At 63.5% G+C, this 17,717-nt stretch carries 11 protein-coding genes; all 11 read right to left on the bottom strand.

What is annotated here, in order from left to right:
• Positions 1-7 precede the first annotated feature (7 nt).
• The 11 genes from APH25_RS22770 to APH25_RS22720 all read right to left on the bottom strand — a co-directional run bounded on the left by APH25_RS22770 (position 8) and on the right by APH25_RS22720 (position 17,675).
• Positions 8-214 (bottom strand): hypothetical protein, encoded by a 207-nt coding sequence (locus APH25_RS22770; protein WP_060483499.1) that lies wholly within the window; start codon positions 212-214, stop codon positions 8-10.
• Positions 211-681 carry a hypothetical protein gene (locus APH25_RS22765; protein WP_028632576.1) on the bottom strand — a complete coding sequence of 157 codons (471 nt, stop codon included), beginning with the start codon at positions 679-681 and terminating at the stop codon, positions 211-213. Before APH25_RS22765 ends, APH25_RS22770 begins: the two co-directional genes overlap by 4 nt.
• Before the next feature lie 467 nt (positions 682-1,148).
• A complete protein-coding gene (locus APH25_RS22760) occupies positions 1,149-1,553 on the bottom strand; it encodes a TraR/DksA C4-type zinc finger protein (RefSeq protein WP_028632575.1) in 405 nt (134 codons plus the stop codon).
• A 279-nt stretch (positions 1,554-1,832) separates the two neighbouring features.
• Complete coding sequence (locus tag APH25_RS22755; RefSeq protein WP_060483498.1) at positions 1,833-2,606, bottom strand: enoyl-CoA hydratase; 774 nt, start codon at positions 2,604-2,606, stop codon at positions 1,833-1,835.
• Positions 2,607-2,619: 13 nt separating this feature from the next.
• The gene (locus tag APH25_RS22750) at positions 2,620-3,747 is read right to left on the bottom strand and encodes an acyl-CoA dehydrogenase (protein WP_060483497.1); all 1,128 of its coding nucleotides are present in this window, start codon (positions 3,745-3,747) and stop codon (positions 2,620-2,622) included.
• Between the two features lie 8 nt (positions 3,748-3,755).
• Positions 3,756-4,949 (bottom strand): acetyl-CoA C-acyltransferase, encoded by a 1,194-nt coding sequence (locus tag APH25_RS22745; protein WP_060483496.1) that lies wholly within the window; start codon positions 4,947-4,949, stop codon positions 3,756-3,758.
• An 11-nt stretch (positions 4,950-4,960) separates the two neighbouring features.
• Positions 4,961-5,728: an SDR family NAD(P)-dependent oxidoreductase gene (locus APH25_RS22740; RefSeq protein ID WP_060483495.1), complete on the bottom strand. Its 768-nt coding sequence runs from the start codon at positions 5,726-5,728 to the stop codon at positions 4,961-4,963.
• A gap of 13 nt (positions 5,729-5,741) precedes the next feature.
• Positions 5,742-7,388: an AMP-binding protein gene (locus APH25_RS22735; RefSeq protein WP_060483494.1), complete on the bottom strand. Its 1,647-nt coding sequence runs from the start codon at positions 7,386-7,388 to the stop codon at positions 5,742-5,744.
• Between the two features lie 115 nt (positions 7,389-7,503).
• Positions 7,504-11,985: an NEL-type E3 ubiquitin ligase domain-containing protein gene (locus APH25_RS22730; protein ID WP_060483493.1), complete on the bottom strand. Its 4,482-nt coding sequence runs from the start codon at positions 11,983-11,985 to the stop codon at positions 7,504-7,506.
• A 49-nt stretch (positions 11,986-12,034) separates the two neighbouring features.
• On the bottom strand, positions 12,035-13,084 hold the full coding sequence (locus APH25_RS22725; protein WP_060483511.1) for an AraC family transcriptional regulator: 1,050 nt from the start codon (positions 13,082-13,084) through the stop codon (positions 12,035-12,037).
• Positions 13,085-13,202: 118 nt separating this feature from the next.
• Complete coding sequence (locus APH25_RS22720; RefSeq protein WP_060483492.1) at positions 13,203-17,675, bottom strand: NEL-type E3 ubiquitin ligase domain-containing protein; 4,473 nt, start codon at positions 17,673-17,675, stop codon at positions 13,203-13,205.
• Between the last annotated feature and the right edge of the window lie 42 nt (positions 17,676-17,717).

Here is a 17,717-nt window from a genome sequence, read left to right as displayed (position 1 = left end):
GCTGCCGTCACGTTTGGCTGAGGCGCTGCAATTCGCGCCTGACCATGGCGGCATAGGGCGGCGGCCCCAGCTGATAAAGCTCGGCCGCTACCCAACTCAACCAGCCTGCTTGCAGCTCACAACGCCGGGCCAGCAACCGCTCAGCCTCGGCCACTGCCCGTGCATGGTGCTGGCGATGGAACGCTGCACGGGTGCCAGTGCCATCCCCGGTCACTCACTGGCCTTGAAGGTAGTGAGCTCACCTTTACGCCATTTGGCAACCTTGCCCGTCACTGCCTTGAGCAGCTTGCCAAGGCCTTCCTGAACCTGCTGCTGGGCTGCGAACACCAGCATGACGCCCTGGCCTTCACGGAACACGATGCCCTCGCCTTCTGGCACCGACACGAATGCGTAATCGCCTACCCCGTACACATTCAACTTGATATCGCGAAAGCGTATTTCCAACTTGCCGCCCTCGCGGCTCGGTAGCACGGCAGCACGAAAGTGGTCGCCGACTTTCAGCTCCAATCGCTGTTTGTCATCCACCACCAACGCGCTTTCGGTATCGAGTTCGGCCATGTAAAGGCCATCGGGGTTCTGTTCGGTAACGTAGACAAAACGGCCCTGAAACAAATGAGCCAACTTGCCGCGCAGGTCGCCCAAGGCGAACAACGCATGCGTATCAAGAGTACTGACTGCCAATGAAGTAATCCTCAACCGGTTACTACCCGCGCCCGTCAACGCTCGACGAGGCACGGCCGTTTCTAATCGATAGGCGAAAAGACTAATAAACTACGCTGTGAAATGTCTGCCCCCGCTGGCGCTGCAGCGTGCAGGAATTTTTACTGTGGCTTGCCGGCTTCGCCGTCGTTAAATGACTTGGGGCATGCTCCCACGGCAGCGAGCGTTTAGTCTGACACTCACTGCCTGTAAAAATGCGGTTCAGGAATGGGCCCGCACGATACGAGCCCTGACATCCACTTGCGCACTGCTGGCGGGGGAATATGCCCGAAAACGGTGAAACCCGTCGAGAGCCAATGCCTATTTAGCAGGCCGCAGGGCCTTTGCGCAACTGCCACCCTGCTGTGCCCGGCGCGCGTGGCTGATCACCGGCCAGAAAAGCAAAAAGCCCCAGGGATCGCTCCGTGGGGCTGTGCATCGCGTGCGGATCAGACCTGGCGCTGGTGGCGGTCCAGCTGCTCGTGGCGCTCCTGGGCTTCGATGCAGTACTTGGTGGTCGGGCTGATGAGCAGACGCTTCAGGCCGATGGGTTCACCGCTGTCGTCGCACCAGCCGAAGCTCTCGTCAGTGATGCGGTCCAACGCCATCTCCAACTGCGGCAGCAGGCGCTGATCACGGTCGATGGCGTTCACCAGCCAGCTGCGCTCTTCTTCGACCGACGCCACATCGGCAGGGTCCGACGGGGTGTCCAGGCCTTCGATGGTGGCGCGGCTCAGCTCGATGCGTTCATGGGTTTCGACTTTCATCGCTTGCAGCAGCTGTGTGAAGAAGGCCAGCTGATCAGCGTTCATGTAGTCATCGGCCGACATGGCCAGCAACTGTTCCTTGGTCATCGAATTCTCTATGAAAATATGTGCATTTGGGCGATTCGGTTGCCGCCGACGCCCAGGCATCGGCAGCGAAATTCTTCAAGCGCCAATCGGCACTCTTTTACAGGGGGCGGAAGTCTAAGGCGCCACGTCGCCTGGAGCAACAGCAATCGCGGGCGAATTTGCGTGAAGGGGGCAGATTCCGCTGGTCGGTGCGCACAAAGCGGGCCGCCACCGGCAAGTGCCCTTGCAGGTGGCGGCAGCATCCAGCAACTCAAGCAGGCAAGCGGCAAGCGGCAAGGCTCAACGGTCCTTGAACTGCGCCTCGCGTTTGGCGATAAAGGCCGACATGCCTTCTTTCTGGTCTTCAGTGGCAAAGGCTGCGTGGAACACCCGGCGCTCGAAGCGCACCCCCTCGCTCAGCGTCACCTCGAAGGCGCGGTTCACGCTTTCCTTGACCATCATGCTCACCGGCACCGACTTGCTGGCGATGGTCGCCGCCACCTTGAGGGCTTCTTCCACCAGTTCGGCCTGGGGCACCACACGCGCCACCAGCCCCGCCCGCTCCGCCTCTTCAGCCCCCATCAGGCGCCCGGTGAGGCACAGCTCCATGGCCTTGGCCTTGCCCACTGCACGTGTCAGGCGCTGGGTACCGCCCATGCCGGGCAGTACACCGAGGTTGATTTCGGGTTGGCCGAACCGGGCGTTATCGCCCGCCAGGATGAAATCGCACATCATGGCCAGCTCGCAGCCGCCGCCCAGGGCAAAGCCAGACACCGCGGCAATGATCGGCTTGCGGCGGTTGGCGATACGATCGGCGTCGGCGAACAGGTCATCGACGTAGATTTGCGGGTACTCAAGGCCGGCCATCTCCTTGATATCGGCGCCCGCGGCGAACGCCTTGGCAGAGCCTGTCAGTACGATGCAACCAATTGCCGGGTCGCGCTCCAGCTGGTCCAGGGCCTGATTGATCTCGCTGACGATCTGGGCGTTCAGTGCGTTCAGCGCCTGGGGGCGATTGAGCGTAATCAGCCCGACCTTGCCGTGGATGTCCAACAGGATGGTTTCGAATGCCATGCGGTCTGCTCCTTCAAAGATTGCGCGCAATGACCATGCGCTGAATATCGCTGGTGCCTTCGTAAATCTGGCAAACCCGTACGTCGCGGTAAATGCGCTCCAGCGGGAAGTCACTCAGATAGCCATAACCCCCCAATGTCTGCAAGGCATCCGAGCAGACCTTTTCGGCCATTTCCGAGGCGAACAGCTTGGCCATCGACGCCTCCACCAACGCCGGGCGCCCGGCGTCACGCAGGGCAGCGGCATGCAGCACCATCTGCCGGGCGACGGCAATTCGGGTAGCCATGTCTGCCAGCCTGAAGGCGACGGCCTGATGCTCCACCAACGCCTTGCCAAAGCTCTGCCGCTCGCGCGCATAGTCGCGGGCCACCTCGAACGCAGCCCGGGCCATGCCCACGGCCTGGGCTGCGATACCGATACGCCCGCCTTCGAGGTTGGCCAACGCGATGCGGTAGCCCTCGCCCTCTTCGCCCAGGCGGTTGGCCACGGGTACGCGCACATGGTCGAACACGATCTGACACGTGTCGGAGGCGTGCTGGCCCAGCTTGTCTTCAACCCGCGCTACCTGATAACCCTGGGAGTCGGTGGGGACGATGAAGGCACTGATACCGCGCTTGCCAGCGTCGGGGTCGGTGACGGCGAACACGATCACCACGCCGGCATTCTGCCCGGAGGTGATGAACTGCTTGCTGCCGGTCAGCACGTAGTGGTCGCCTTCACGCCGCGCACGCGCCTTCAGGCTGCTGGCATCAGAGCCTGCCTGGGGTTCGGTGAGGGCGAACGCGCCCAACATCTCGCCTGTGGCCAACGGCGTCAGGAACTGTGCCTTCTGTTGGTCGCTGCCAAAACGCAGAATGGGCACACACCCTACCGAGTTATGTACGCTCATGATGGTCGAGCAGGCACCATCACCGGCGGCGATCTCCTCCAGGGCCATGGCATAGGCCACGTAGCCCGTGTCACTGCCGCCCCACTGCTCGGGCACCAACATGCCGAACAGGCCGAGCCCGGCCATTTCTTCGATGGCCTCCTTGGGAAACCGGTGAGCCTTGTCCCATTGCTCGGCAAAGGGTTTGAGCCGCTCCTGGGCGAAACTGCGCACCGCATCGGCGATCTGTTGTTGCTCGTCGTTAACCAGCATGTTTCACCTCAGTACAGGCATTCGATGGCCATGGCCGTAGCCTCGCCACCGCCAATGCAGATGGCCGCTACACCACGGCGCAGGTTGTTCTGACGCAGCGCGTGCAGCAGCGTGACCAGAATGCGCGCCCCGGAAGCACCTATCGGGTGGCCCAGCGCACAGGCACCGCCATGGATGTTGACCTTCTCATGGGGCAGGTCCAGGTGTTTCATCGCCGCCAGGGTCACCACAGCGAAGGCTTCGTTGATCTCGAACAGGTCGACGTCGCTAAGGCTCCAGCCGGTGCGCTTCATCAGCTTGTCCATGGCACCGATGGGCGCCGTGGGGAACAGTGCAGGGGCATCGGCGAACGCGGCATGCCCATGGATCACCGCCAGCGGTTGCAACCCGCGCTGGTCGGCCTGGGAGCGACGCATCAGCACCAATGCTGCGGCGCCATCGGAAATGGAACTGGCGTTGGCCGCGGTCACTGTCCCGCCTTCGCGGAAAGCCGGTTTGAGCTGGGCGATCTTGTCCAGGCGCGCCTTGGGCGGCTGCTCGTCATCCTTGATGACCCGCTGCTGCTTGCCCTCGACAACGTCCACCGGCACGATCTCCGCAGCGAAGCGGCCGGCCGCAATAGCCTGTTGGGCGCGGGTGAGCGAGGCCAGGGCGAACTGGTCCTGGGCTTCGCGGCTGAAGCCGTTGGCCTGCGCGCAGTCCTCGGCGAAGGTACCCATCAGCCGGCCCTTGTCATAGGCGTCTTCCAGGCCGTCCATGAACATGTGGTCGATGATTTTGCCGTGGCCCATGCGGTAGCCCGCACGGGCCTTGTCCAGCAGGTAGGGCGCGTTGCTCATGCTCTCCATGCCGCCGGCCACCACCACATCGGCGGTGCCGGCCAGCAGCAGGTCATGGCCCATGATGGCCGCCTGCATGCCAGAGCCGCACATCTTGTTCAGGGTGGTGCAGGTGGTGTGCTTGCCCAGCCCTGCGCCCAACGCCGCCTGGCGTGCCGGTGCCTGGCCCTGGCCGGCCGGCAGCACGCAACCGAACAGCACCTGGTCGACACTGGCTGCATCCAGGCCGGCGCGCTCGACAGCACCACGAATGGCGACGCTGCCAAGCTGTGCTGCAGTCAGGCTCTTGAGGTCGCCCTGCAACCCGCCCATGGGGGTGCGTGCAGCGCTGACGATTACCACCGGATCATTGCCCAGGTTCATGATGCTTCTCCTTACTTGGCCGCCATGCGCAGCGCACCGTCAAGGCGGATCACCTCGCCGTTGAGCATGCTGTTCTCGATGATATGCCGCGCCAGCGCAGCGTACTCCTGTGGGCGCCCGAGCCGTGGCGGGAACGGCACGCCGGCCGCCAGCGAAGCCCGCACGTCCTCGGTCATGCCAGCCATCATGGGGGTTTCGAAAATGCCCGGAGCGATGGTCATCACCCGGATGCCATGACGCGCCAGCTCGCGGGCAGCAGGCAGCGTCAGGCTGGCAATCGCCCCCTTCGACGCTGCGTAGGCCGCCTGGCCAATCTGCCCGTCATAGGCGGCTATGGAGGCCGTATTGATGATGACCCCGCGCTCGCCCCCCTCGTCGGCAACCCCTTCAGCCATGGCCTCGGCGGCGAGCCGCAGCATGTTGAAGCTGCCGATCAGGTTGACGTTGATGACCGCGGCAAAGCTGGCCAGGCGGTGTGGGCCCTGCTTGCCGAGCACCTTTTCAGCGCCAACGATGCCTGCGCAGTTGACCAGGCCGTGCAGGCTGCCAAATGCACTGACGGCAGCCGCTACGGCGGCCTTGGCTGCCGCTTCGTCGCTGATGTCTGCCACGCTGAACCTGGCCCGCTCGCCCAACGCCTGGGCTTTGGCCTCGACCGCCTCCGCGTTGAGGTCCACCAGCATCACCGAGGCACCGGCCTCGATCAGCATCTGCGCAGTGGCAGCCCCCAGGCCGGAGGCTGCGCCGGTGACGATGAACTGTTTGTTGGCTATCTGCATGTCGGGTTTCCTTTCAGGCGCCGGCGTTATTGGCTTGTTGCGCTTGTTGTCTGGCCACTTCCTGGTTACGCAGGATGAAGCGTTGCAGCTTGCCGCTCGGGGTCTTGGGCAGCTCGCTGACGAATTCGATTTCTCTTGGGTAGGCGTGGGCGTAGAGCCGTTGGCGAACGTGCTGGCGCAATTGCTCTTCCAGTTCGTCACTGGCTGTGAAGCCCTTGGCCAACACCACGAATGCCTTGATCAGCTCGGTGCGCTCAGGGTCCGGCTTGCCAACCACCGCCGCCTCCACCACCGCCGCATGCTCGATCAGCGCACTCTCCACGTCGAACGGCCCCACCCGGTAGCCCGACGTGGTGATCACATCATCGCTACGCCCGACAAAGCTGATGCTGCCGTCCGGGTTCAATTCGACGGTGTCGCCGCTGAGGTAGTACTTGCCGGCAAATGCCTTGGTCGGCAGCGCGTGATAGCCCGCAAACCAGCACATCGGCGACTGCTCACGGTCAACGGCCAGAATGCCCGGCTGGCCCGGTGGCAACTCGCGACGCTGCTCGTCCAGCACCACGATTCGGTGCCCAGGCACGGCAAAACCCGCTGCGCCCAGGTGCACGGGATGAGCAAGGCCATGGTGGTTGCACAGCACCATCCCCAGTTCGGTTTGCCCGTAATGGTCATGGATGGTCACACCCAGTTCGTCGCCAAACCAGCGGATAACCTCGGGGTTCAGCGGCTCGCCGGCACTGCTGACCACCCGCAGGCAACCCTTGACCGGTGCAGAAAACTGCTCGCCCGCTGCGATGAGCAGGCGGTAGGCCGTCGGCGAACCGGCAAGGTTGGTGATACCCCGTGTGCGGATCACCCGTGCGCAGCTCTCCACGCTGAACGGCCCGTCATAGAAAGTGGTGGCGTGCCCAAGCGACAACGGCCCGGTCACAGCGTAGTAAAGGCCATACGCCCAGCCGGGGTCAGCCAGGTTCCAGAACCTGTCCTCGCCGCGCAGGTCGATGGCGTCACGCATGTAGCCCTGAAACGCAACGATTGCCTTCAGGGGGACCTGCAAGGGTTTGGCAGGCCCGGTGGTGCCAGACGTAAACATCAGCAGAAACGGGTCGTCGCCCGTCAGCATCACCGGGTCGCACCCCTGTTGCGTCTGTTCCAGACACTGCTGGAAGTCCAGCTCACCGTTACGGGCATTGACCGTGATGATCAGCGGGCAAGCCTGGACATCGTCCAGCTTGAAGCGGTTATGGCTGTCGGTGACCACCACCCGGGCGTGCGACTGGTGCAGGCGGTGCTCGATGGCCGTCGGCCCGAAAGCGGTGAACAGCGGCTGGTAAACGGCGCCCAGGCGCCAGGTGGCCAAAATCGTCACCAGCAGTTGCGGAGTCCGCGGCAACAGCCCCGCCACCCGGTCACCGGCTACCACGCCCTGTGCTCTCAGCACGCTGGCAAACCGAGCGGCAAGCGCCTGCAGTTGCTCGAAACTCAACTGTTCGGTATTGCCATCGCGGTCTTCCCAATGCAGGGCCAGCTTGCCACTGCCGACATGGCGATCGCAGCACTCGACGCAGGCATTGAGCGCGTCGAGGCTGCCGTGCAGCGCAGCGCTTGCAGTGTCGAAATAATTGAACGAACGGGCAGCCTCGGCGTAATCACGCATCGTCGGACTCCTGGCTTGTTTTTGTTGGAGTGGTCCGACGATGTTCGCGCCGGCCAGGCGCTGGGGCAATGGCCAAAGCTGTCAATGTGGCTGACCGGTTTGGCCGCTGAGGGCGTCAGCCCAGGCCCCGCTCCCGGCCCAACAGCAACTGCCGCGTCAGTTCCTGAACAAGCATCTGTCGATTCCCAGCGTGCTCGATCTCAAGGTCGTCCCACTCCAACTGGTATTGATCAGCAGGCAACTCGCCTTGTCGCGCAGCCAAGGTAGCGCGGCGGGCGGCCAGATTTATATCGAGTGACGCGAAGGCTTGGGGATGCAGGGTTTCCATGCAACGCTCCCAGAACGTACGCTGGGCCAGGCTGACAGCCAGTGCGTCAGGCGGCTGCGCCGACAGCACCTCCTGGCAGGCCTGGTCGAGCTGGGCCTGGGTCACGTTGGCGGCCTCCTCGTAGCGCATCGCCCGGGGCTGGCACGGCAGGTTCAGCCGCACCCGCAAACGCACGCGGTACTGCAGGCTGAGCGCGATCTGGTCGACCCATTCGCGAGCGGCCAACCGCTGCAGGATATCGCGCCTGACCACCTGCTCCAGCCGTTCCAGGCGAAACAACTGCTGGCCGAGCATGAGCAGGTCATTGGTTCGGTCCGGCAGCGTATAATGCTCGGCCGCCTCGGCCAGCACCCTCAGTTGCAGCTCACAGAACCGGTCAGCGACCGTGTTGGCACAGGTCAACGGCAATTCGGCCAGGCTGAAGACGCGCTGTCGCAATTGAGCGTTGCCATCAATCGCTTCAAGTACCGACCAGACTCGCTCGCCAAGGTAGAACGAGGCTTGCTGGTAGTCGCCCGTATCCTGCAGGCGGCTGAGCACTCTGAGCAGGCCGCCACTGCGCGGCATTGCCATGACGCGGTCCCACAGCGCCTGCCGGCCAGGCGTCTGCTGCAAACCGATGGCATCCAGCCAAAGCTGACGGGTAGCCGTCGGCTCGATGGCCCGCCGGGCCTCAGGCAAGTGGAAGTGCTCGGCGATGGTGTCGAGTGCGAAGAGCTGCTGAATGTCTGCCATGCTCAAGCGGTTACGGTCGACCATCAGGCCGAGCCGTTGCACGTGGGGCATTGAAAGGATTGCCTGCGGCACCAGACCCAACTGGTTGTCCCGCAGGTCTGCCCGTTCCAGGCCTGCACACAGCTCCAGCCCCGATGGCCATTCACCCAGTTGGCAATGGCGCAGGTTCAGCTCAACCAGGTGGGGCAACTGGTTGTAGCGCACATGGAAGGCCCCAAGCGGGTTGTAGCTCAAGTCCAGCGAGCGCAGGTGGGGCAGGCCATTCATTACATCCAGGGCATTGCGGCTCAGACGAATGCGGTTGTGCCCCAGACGCAGCGTGCGTAGCTCTACAAGGTAAGCGAGGCCGACCGGTACCTGCAGCAGGCGGTTGTTGGAAAGGGTCAGCTCACGCAGGCCACTGAATGCACGAAGAAAATCTGTAGGCACATGGGTGATGGGTACATCGCGGACCACCAGCGCCCTGATCTGGGGGAAATCGATGTGCCCGGGCAACTCCGGCAGGCTGGCCAGGTTCAGGTTGATCAGGCTCAGCCGCTGGCCCTGCCCGTCGCTGCCCCAGGGTTCCCCTTGCAGCCGCCATGCCCGGCGCAGCCGCGCCGCCACCTGCTGGCGCACAGCTTGGCGTGCAGGGTCGAACTCGAAGCTGGCCCATCGGTTCAGATGCCGTTCAAGGTCGGCAAAGTCCTCCTCCAGCTCAAGCAAAGCGTCGTAGACAGAGCGCTGCCCTCCCAGCAAGCGGTTCAGTTGCTCATCGATCTGGGTATCGTCCAACCCTGGGTACAGATTACGTAAACGCTCGCGCAGTACGCGCTGGGGGCTTGGGTACCGAGGCAGGCGCCCACTTAATGGGTAGCCGACACGGCCGTCGGGCATGCGCCGACCAGGGTTGAACCAGCGGGCTCGGGGCGCCCACCCGAGCATGCGGGCGATCCCGTCGTGGCTGGCCGGAAGGTGCTTGATCAACTGCTTGCGCAACGCCGTGACCGGCTGGATGCCCGCCAGCCCAAGGCCTTCTGACTGCGCAGGCGTCAACACCGCCACCAGGCATTCGAACAGGCTATCCGACTCATGCACCAACGCACCGTAGCCTGGGGCCACCTCTTCGCGTAACTGGAAAAGCCCACCCCGGTGTACCACCCTGAGCACAGCTGCATTCCCCTTCCGCTCGCCCAGCACAGCGATACGACGCCCTGGATCATCCATGCTCCAGAGTTCCAGGTATCGGGGCGGCCAACCTTCCTGCCGGGCCAACAATGCGAACACAAGCTCACCGCCCTCATCGCAATAGGCATGATCCAGATACAAGCCGCAGACAGCGCGATTCAGCCGAGCCACGCGCAACAGCGCTGCGCCCTGCCGCAGGCTACGCAACGGCAACTTGCCTTCGGCCAACGCAAGCTGTCGTTCAGCGGCGCCCATTTCGTGGGCCAATGCCTGGGCATAGGTTACGGGCAGCCCTGGCAAGTCTTGCGCCATCACCGCCAGCAGTGGGTCGCCGTCAGCCTCCTGGCGGCACAAATGATCGAACAGACGCCTGCGTAGCCGAGGTGCCGCGGCCAGCAGTTCATCACGGGCATCGGCCTCCAGCGATATGCCACGCTCGTTGAGGCACCACGCTAGAACCTGAGCATCATCGCGGGGTATCGAACCTGCCTGCAGCCCCGCGAAGAAATTGCCGATACGCCTGTCAGCGCTAAACCGCAGCAGGGTATCGTGCAGGTTTGCAGGCGTATCCCGGCACTCCACCTGCAGACCGCGCAGCTCATCCATGTCGACACCTGCTGCACGCAGAACGCGGGAGGCGTCCGTTTCATCCAGCGGGCTGTGCAAGGGCCACAGGCTGTTGAGCAACTCCCCAGGGTTCGGCTGCTCAAGCGGGCGTGTATCGGTCAATCGCCAACTGCGGCTGCCAAATGCCTCGATGCTCGGCCCATAGCCGCCTGGGCGTCGAGGGTGGCAAATACGCCAAGGGCCATCGCCTTGCGGGCGGTGCACGGGATAGTAGTGCTGGCCAACGCGAAGCAACCTGTGCCCCTGATCCCGGTACAGCCCATCCGCAGACAGTTGAGGATACTCGGGCGTCAGCGCATAAGGCTTCAGGTCATTGGCCCACAGCCGCTTGCGGCCGTCACCGAGCACAACCGGTTCCAAGCCTTCAACAAATTCACTGGCGGCGAAACCGCGGGCCGTGATGTTCACGCCTGCTGCAACCGCTGCCGTCACCGCCAACGTTTCTGCTACGCCCAACATGTGTTCCAGTGCCTCATGCTGGTGCCCGTGGTACCAGTCGGCTGCGCCCTCGAAAACCTCAGCAAGCGTCTGAACCACCAGTTGCCCCAGCAACATGGCCCCGACCAGCGGGATGAACAGCCCTGCCAGGTTGGCGAGGCCCAGGCCGACAGATACCCACTGCTCGCGCAACCTTGCCGACGCCTGTTGATCGACCTGCGCGGTGGGCACCAGTAACAGCCGGGCATCGTCCTTTACCCGTTGCACCTGCTGCATGACCAGCATGCTGAAAATATCCCCGACCTGAGGCACGCCCTCCAGCGCCAGGTCTGGCACGGGGTCGGCCAGCCGTTTACCCAGCAACTGCAAAAATGCGGCGCGGTCCTGCACGGCCACCAACTGGCTGAGATAGCTACGGTACCCCGGCTCGCGCAAGGCATCGGCCAATGCGGCGTTCATCCGTGCAGCAGAGGAAAAGTAGCGTAAGGCCTGCGTGGGATCGCTGGGCAGGTACAAGACCAGACCCTGGTCGTTACCGCGTGCATCGCGCAGCTGGATCAGCAAGGCATCGGCCAAGGTGTGCCCCAGCACACTGAACAGGCCTGGATACCCATGAAGGTCCAGGCTGCCTGCATCGCTGCTGGCGATGTGCGCGAGTGCAAGCTGCTGAGGCGCGGTAAGGTCACCGCGCAGTGCGGCAATTTCGGTCGCCAGGCTCAGGGCTGCACGTTTGTCCTGGGCCAACGCTTCACAGGCCTGCTCGGTAAACACCTGCGTCAGCAGGCGTTGATAAAGCTCACCAGCATCCAGCCTGCGGCAGGCCAGCACCAAGGCCTCGGTATCCCCGGAAAGCGGGGTACTCTCGCCTTCCATCACCAAGCCACTGCCCTGATAAAAACTGGCCTTGTCTTCGAAATTCTGCATCAACCGCAACACCGCAGGTTCTCGCCACTCGATGACGGCTTGCACCGGCAGGGCGACCCCCGGTGGCACCGCGAACCTGCGACGGATTTCGAGCCACTGCAGTTTTTCCAGGCCCGGGCTGCCCGGCAGGCCCTCGACCAGACGTTGCATGTGCAGCTGGGCAAAGCTTTGTAACGGAATCAATCGGCGTGTGGCAGAGCGTACGTGCACCTGGCTGGCGTGATGCGCCTTGAAACGATCGCGCAGGCGGTTGATCTGGGCTGGCGATGCCTGCTTCAGCCATGCGGGCAGGCGGGCGCCGATGAAATCATGGGCAGCACGTGCCATCTTGGCGTTGCGCTGTGCAGTGGAGAGCGGGGGCGTTGCGCTGTCGGTCATGGGGCTTGGTCCAGAAAGAGGGCTGACCACCCAACTCTGTCGCCCTTACCTACTGACCGGCAGCAGGAAACACCCCCTCACTCACCTCGTCATTACCCAGCACAAGGCTGCGGTAATGCCCTGGGTTGCAACCAAACCACTTGCGAAACGCCTTGTAGAACGAGCTGGCATCCGCGAAGCCCAGCCGCGCCGCAATTTCGAACATGTCCAACTGCCCTTCGGCCAGCCAGGCGATTGCCAGTTGCCGCCGCACGCTGTCCTTCAGCCCCTGGTAACTGTGGCCTTCGTCCGCCAACCGGCGACGTAGCGTGGAGGCAGACAGGCACAGTTGCCGCGCCAGTTCATCGGCATCTGGCCATGAAGACGGGTGCCTGGCCAGCAAGCCGTGGCGTACCCGTTGAGCCAGGCTGGCAGGGTCCCGGTATTTGACCAGAATGTTGCCTGGCGCCTGCGCAAGAAACCGCTGCAGCTCGCTTTCGCTTCGCCGTATGGGCTGGGCCAGGCAGTCTGCGGCAATGATCATGCGCGTTCGCGGGCGCCCGAACTGCAGGTTTTCAGAAAACATGACCCGGTAGTCGTCGCAGAACGGGGGCTCGGCACAGCGCAGCTCAATGGCCAGAATAGGGATGCGTCGCCCCGCCAACCAGCAAGCCACACCGTGCACGATCATCCAGAAGGTAAAGTAGGTGAAGGCCCGGCGCGGCTCATCACGGGGTTCGTTGATGACGATTTCGGCCAGGCTGTGCTGGCGAACCAGGCCTGGCTGCAGGTCCTCGAGCATCAGCGTGAGAAAGGCCAGGGCTGTGTCCAGCCCTGCCTCGACGGTGGGCTGGGCCATGCTCGCCCGGCACAAAAACGCCAGGCTGCCGCTGCGCAGGCCGCGCGGGTCCATCGCAAAGAACTCGTCATTGCAGCGTCGTGCCAACAGGCGCCACAGGCGCGCATAGGCCGTCGACGGCACCCGTGCGTTCGCTTCATGCAGCAGCTGCGGGTCAATCCCGGCTTTGCTCAGCAGCCCCGCAACCGGGCAACCGGGCGGGCAGGCCTGCAGCAGCGCCTCACGCACCAGTTGCATGGAAATGGTGTCTTTGTCGCTCATCGCTTGCCCAGATTGCTCGATGCCAGCCATCTTAAAGCGACGGCGAAAAAACACCACCCTGGCGCGTGAACCGGTGGTGGGCCGCAGCAGGCTCGCCAACGGTCTCGCGAACATCACATCAGCCAAGCGAAGCCTCGGCCTGCCTGGCCAACGCTTGGCGGGTGAGCTCCAGCATCTTGGCCTTGACTGCACTGTCACAGGCCTTGGCAATGGCTTTGGCGCGGCGATCGTATATGGCATCGCTCATGCTTTGCCGGTCGGCGTACAAGCGTTCCATCTGTTCGGCGAAGGGCTCGCGGATTGCTTCGAACACAGCGCCATGGCGCGCCTGCAAGTGATCGCTCCAGAAGCCTCGCTCGCTGATGTCCGTTACCAGCTGATCGCTGGCCTCGGCCTGGCGCACATGGGCCTCGGCAGCATCAAGATCCTGCTGGCTAACACCCGCGGTAGACTCGAACTCCATGGTCCGCGCCTGCCCCGGCAAGTCCAGTTTGCTGGCCAACCCTACCCGGTAGGCCAGGCTGACCTCGATCTGGTCGACATTCTCCCCACCGGTTTCGCGCTGGCTCATCGCCTGCCTTGCATACGCCTCGACCTGGTCAAGACGGAAAAAACGCCGGGCAAGGCTCAGCAGCTCTCCCTCGGCATCACCGCCAGCGGCCCCTTCCACTGCCGCGCTCAGCAACCTGACCTCCAGCAGCCCGAAGCTTGAGATCACGCTGTCCACACATGTGCGCGGCTCGCTGGCCAGGGTAAAGGTCTGCTCACGCAGGCCGGTGTGCTGCTCGATTGTGTCAAACATCGCCCACAGTCGCGCTTCCAGGTCTCCACGTGCCAGGCGGAAGTCGCTGGTGTCTGTGAGCTCACCCACCAAGGTAAAGAAATCACCACTGCCAGGCTCGGTCAGCAGGCGGTTCCACTGGGCCGTTCGCAGGGCTCGCGCCTCGGCGTCAAGGTGCTCCATCCAGCGGCTCAGGTGAAACGCATCCCCATCGCTGCTGGCTTCGCTGTCGGAGGTGCGGCTTGCATCGATCCACAGGTCTCGATAAATGTCCGGCAAAGGGTTGCCCGCCAGGGCGATTCGTTGCCGCCACTGTGCCCGCTGCGCATTCAGCGAGGCCGGCAGCTCAGTGATATGGTTGTCACGCAGGTCGACGTACTCAAGCGATACAGCGTGTTCCAGGTGCGACGGGACCTCCGTCAGGCCTGCCCCCCTCAGCCCCAGCTGTCGTAGGCGCGGCAAACGGTCCAGCGCCAGCCCGAAGCTGCCCAGGGGGTTCTCGCTGAGATCCAGCACACTCAACCTGGACATACCTGCCAGCACCTCGAAATGTGAGGCATCCAGATGCAGGTTGTTACGTGAAAGCATCAGCTCCTGCAGATGCAACAGCCGGCTGAGTGCTTGCGGCAATGTGGTCAGGGCATTGTTGTCCACGTTCAGCGCACGCACGTTGCGAAATGGGTACATGAACCCGGCCGGCACTTCGCTCAGCTGCATGTTCGCCAGGCTGAGTTCACTGACATGAGTGAGGCCCCCTTGCCCGCTCAGGTCTGGTAGATCTCCGGCGCCTATCCCGGAAAGCACCAGGACCATGCCCGGGTCGCCATTGGGTTGGCGTCTGCCTGCCAGGCCCTGGAAGCGCCAGCACCGGCGCAGCTCATCGGCGACCATGCGCCGCTGTGGGCGCCTGGCAGCGCCCGCCGTGTCGACCGTCCACCGGTCCAGCGCCTGGTCTAGTTGTGCGTATTCACGCTCCAGGTCCAGCAAAACCGTAAAGGGCGAGCCTGGTTGCTCATCAAGCACATTCAGAAACAGTTCCAGCTGGCGCTCGCTGAAGCCTGGGTAAAGGCTGCGCACACGGTCCTGCAGGGTACGCTCGGCGAGGTGGTTGCCCGTGCCCCGGCCACTGAGCAAGTACCCGAAGCGCCGATCGGGCAGCCGGTCGGGGGAGCGGAATGTGGGCTTGATCGCTTCGATACCCATCAGACGACGCAGTGCAGCGCGGTCCGTCGGCAGGCGCTGCTGCAAGCTGTCACGCAGCGCAGCCACACCGCCCTCGCCCGCCCAGCCCAGGCGTGCCTTGTCTGCTGCAGGCAAGCAGTCCAAAAGCGCCTGGAGCAAGCCCCCACCGCCGCCCTGGCCAAGTTCCACTGGCCGGCCGCTCTGATGCACCGTCATCTTGCCCTCACCCCATACCAGCACCTTGGGCGGGTTGGCCGAATCAGACGGGTAAAGCTCGGCGATCAACCGCCCACCGGCACCACCCTCGCGCACCTGAACGTTGACCTGCTGCGGCCAGCCTGGGCTCTTTCTCAGCAATGCGAACACCAGCGACGCCGTGTCTGGATGGTACGCGTTGTTCAGATAAAGCCCTTGCAATGCTCGACACACTCTGGCGTTCTGCAGGGCCAGGCGGGCAGCCTCCGCCATGGCCAGGTCCAACCGACCGGTGGCGCTCAGGCGTACCTGCTGGTCGGCACTGGCATTGAGCAGCAGATCGGCGGCATAAGCACGTGGCAAACCGGGGAAATCCCGCTGGATGACGTCCATGCCCGCCGTGCCCTGGCCTTTGTCGGTCAGGTGCAACATCAGTTTTTCACGTAGCGGCGGCGCCTGCTGGCGAATCGCCTGCACCTTGGCATCCTGGGTCGACGGGAGGGTGGCCAATTGCTCGGAGCACCATTGCAGCAGCTGTGTGTCAGGCACCTCCTGGCCAACCTGCAGGGAACGGAAGAATTCGTCGATGCGCCGGTCGGCAGCAAAACGCTCCAAGGTGTCACGTAAATGCACAGGCATGACACGCTGCTCACTGACCAACCGACGCAGCGCGGGCTCATCAACGTCAGCAATGCTCAGCACCTGGCTGATCCGCTCGGCATCGAAATCGTGGGAGATCGGCCACAAGCGCCCCAGCAGCGCTGCCTGACCATGCCACTCCTGCGGGTGTTGCCACGACAGGCGCCAACCGTACTCCCCATTCCATTGCAGGGTGGGCGCAAAACCTTTTTGCCTGTCAGTGCGCAACAGCCGCCACTGGCGCGAGAGCGGGTCCCTGTGAACCTCGTGGTAGTGGCCCTCGTTCAGCCACCAGCGCCGGTCACCGTAGTGGAACAGCCCGTCACGCCCGCGCAGCGCCCGGCTGGGCACCTGCGCGGCCCGAAACGGCTTGATGTCTTGCGACCACAGGTTCGCCGTTTCAGCATTGGGTTCCACCGGTACCAGTTCATCGACGAACGCGCTGCGTTTGAACGAGCGAGCGACCGCGTGCCCGCCCGCAGCACCCAACGCGTTGACCGCCACTACTTCGGCTACGCCCAGCATGTGCTCCAAGGCTTCATGCTGGTGGCCCCGGGACCAGTCGTTCACCCCCTGGTACACCTCCTCGATCACCTGCCCAACCGTCGCCGCGAGCATCAGAGTGCCCAGTTGCGGCACGAACATCGAGGCCATCTGCAGCAGGTTCAGGCCAACCGCTTCCAGGGTTTGCAGGCGATGGAGCCGTTGTTGCGCATCCACATCGGTCACCGGCACCAGGATGAACCGGGCGTCATCCTTGATGCGCTGCACGTGCAGGCCAGCCAGTTCCCTGAACAACGGCGTACCCGCTGGCTTGCCGGTGACTTCCAGATCTGGCACGGGATCACTCAGGCGCTTTTTCAGCAGCCCCTCGAATGCAACCCGCTCGCTCAACGCAACCTGGGCGAGCAGTACCGGATAGTTGTGGGGGTTGCGCAGCAGCGTGGCCATGTGCGCGTTCAAGGCGCCCAGGTCTGCAAACCGTTGCAGTGGCAGATGCGGCAGGTAGAGCAGCAAGCCTGCCGTGGGACGGGCATGCTCGGGGGCGCCCGCGTCCGACAGCTCGATCAGCAGGCCATTGAGCATGGCATGGCCAAGCACATACAGGTGCTTGACCAAGACTGTGGGGTGCTTGGCGTTGGCGACGGGCAGTTCGCCAAGCGTGTGTTCGAGGTTGGCGACATCCGCTTCATCGATGCCTTGCTGCAACCCTGCCAGCTCCACTGCCAGGGCCAGGCGCTTGCGCTGGTCCTGCGCCATGAATGTGGTAACCGAGTTATCCAGAAAGCCGTCGAGGTACTGCTGGTAGCGCTTGCCCACATCCGCCTTGCGACACGCCACGGCCAGCTGCGCGGTGTCTACAAGTACCTCCGGGGGGTTGGCGGCAGTACGATGGGCGACAGAGACCAGGCCAGTTTTGGAATTGAAGCTGGCGCCTGACGGGAAGTTCTGCATCAAGTGGCTCATGGCCGGGTCGTAGGTATCATGGTTGCGCAGTGACTCGCCCCCCATGAGGCTGTAGTTTTCCCAGCGCTCGCGCCACAACGTGTGGGCAAGGTCGAGCTTGAGCTTGAATGTCTGCTCGAGCATTTCGGTCAGTGCTGCCCGGGCGAAGTGTTCCGGTGAGACCAGGCGGTTGAAGACCGTCTGCAGGCGCTGCTCGATAACGCGGTGCTCTTCGAAACGTGTACGCAGGGCGACGATCTGCTCGACCGAGGCAGCGTGCAACCAGTCGGGCAAGTGTTCGGCAATGAAGCCGTCGATGTGATCGGTGGTGGCGGCAGGGTTGGCCATGGTGGGCTCCAGATGGTTGAGAGCCCGGCACCTTTGCCCATC

The sequence above is a fragment of the Pseudomonas sp. NBRC 111119 genome (assembly GCF_001320125.1).
GTDB lineage: Bacteria > Pseudomonadota > Gammaproteobacteria > Pseudomonadales > Pseudomonadaceae > Aquipseudomonas > Aquipseudomonas parafulva.
Note: the sequence above shows the minus strand (reverse complement) of the source record. Positions and strands in the feature narration are given on the sequence as shown.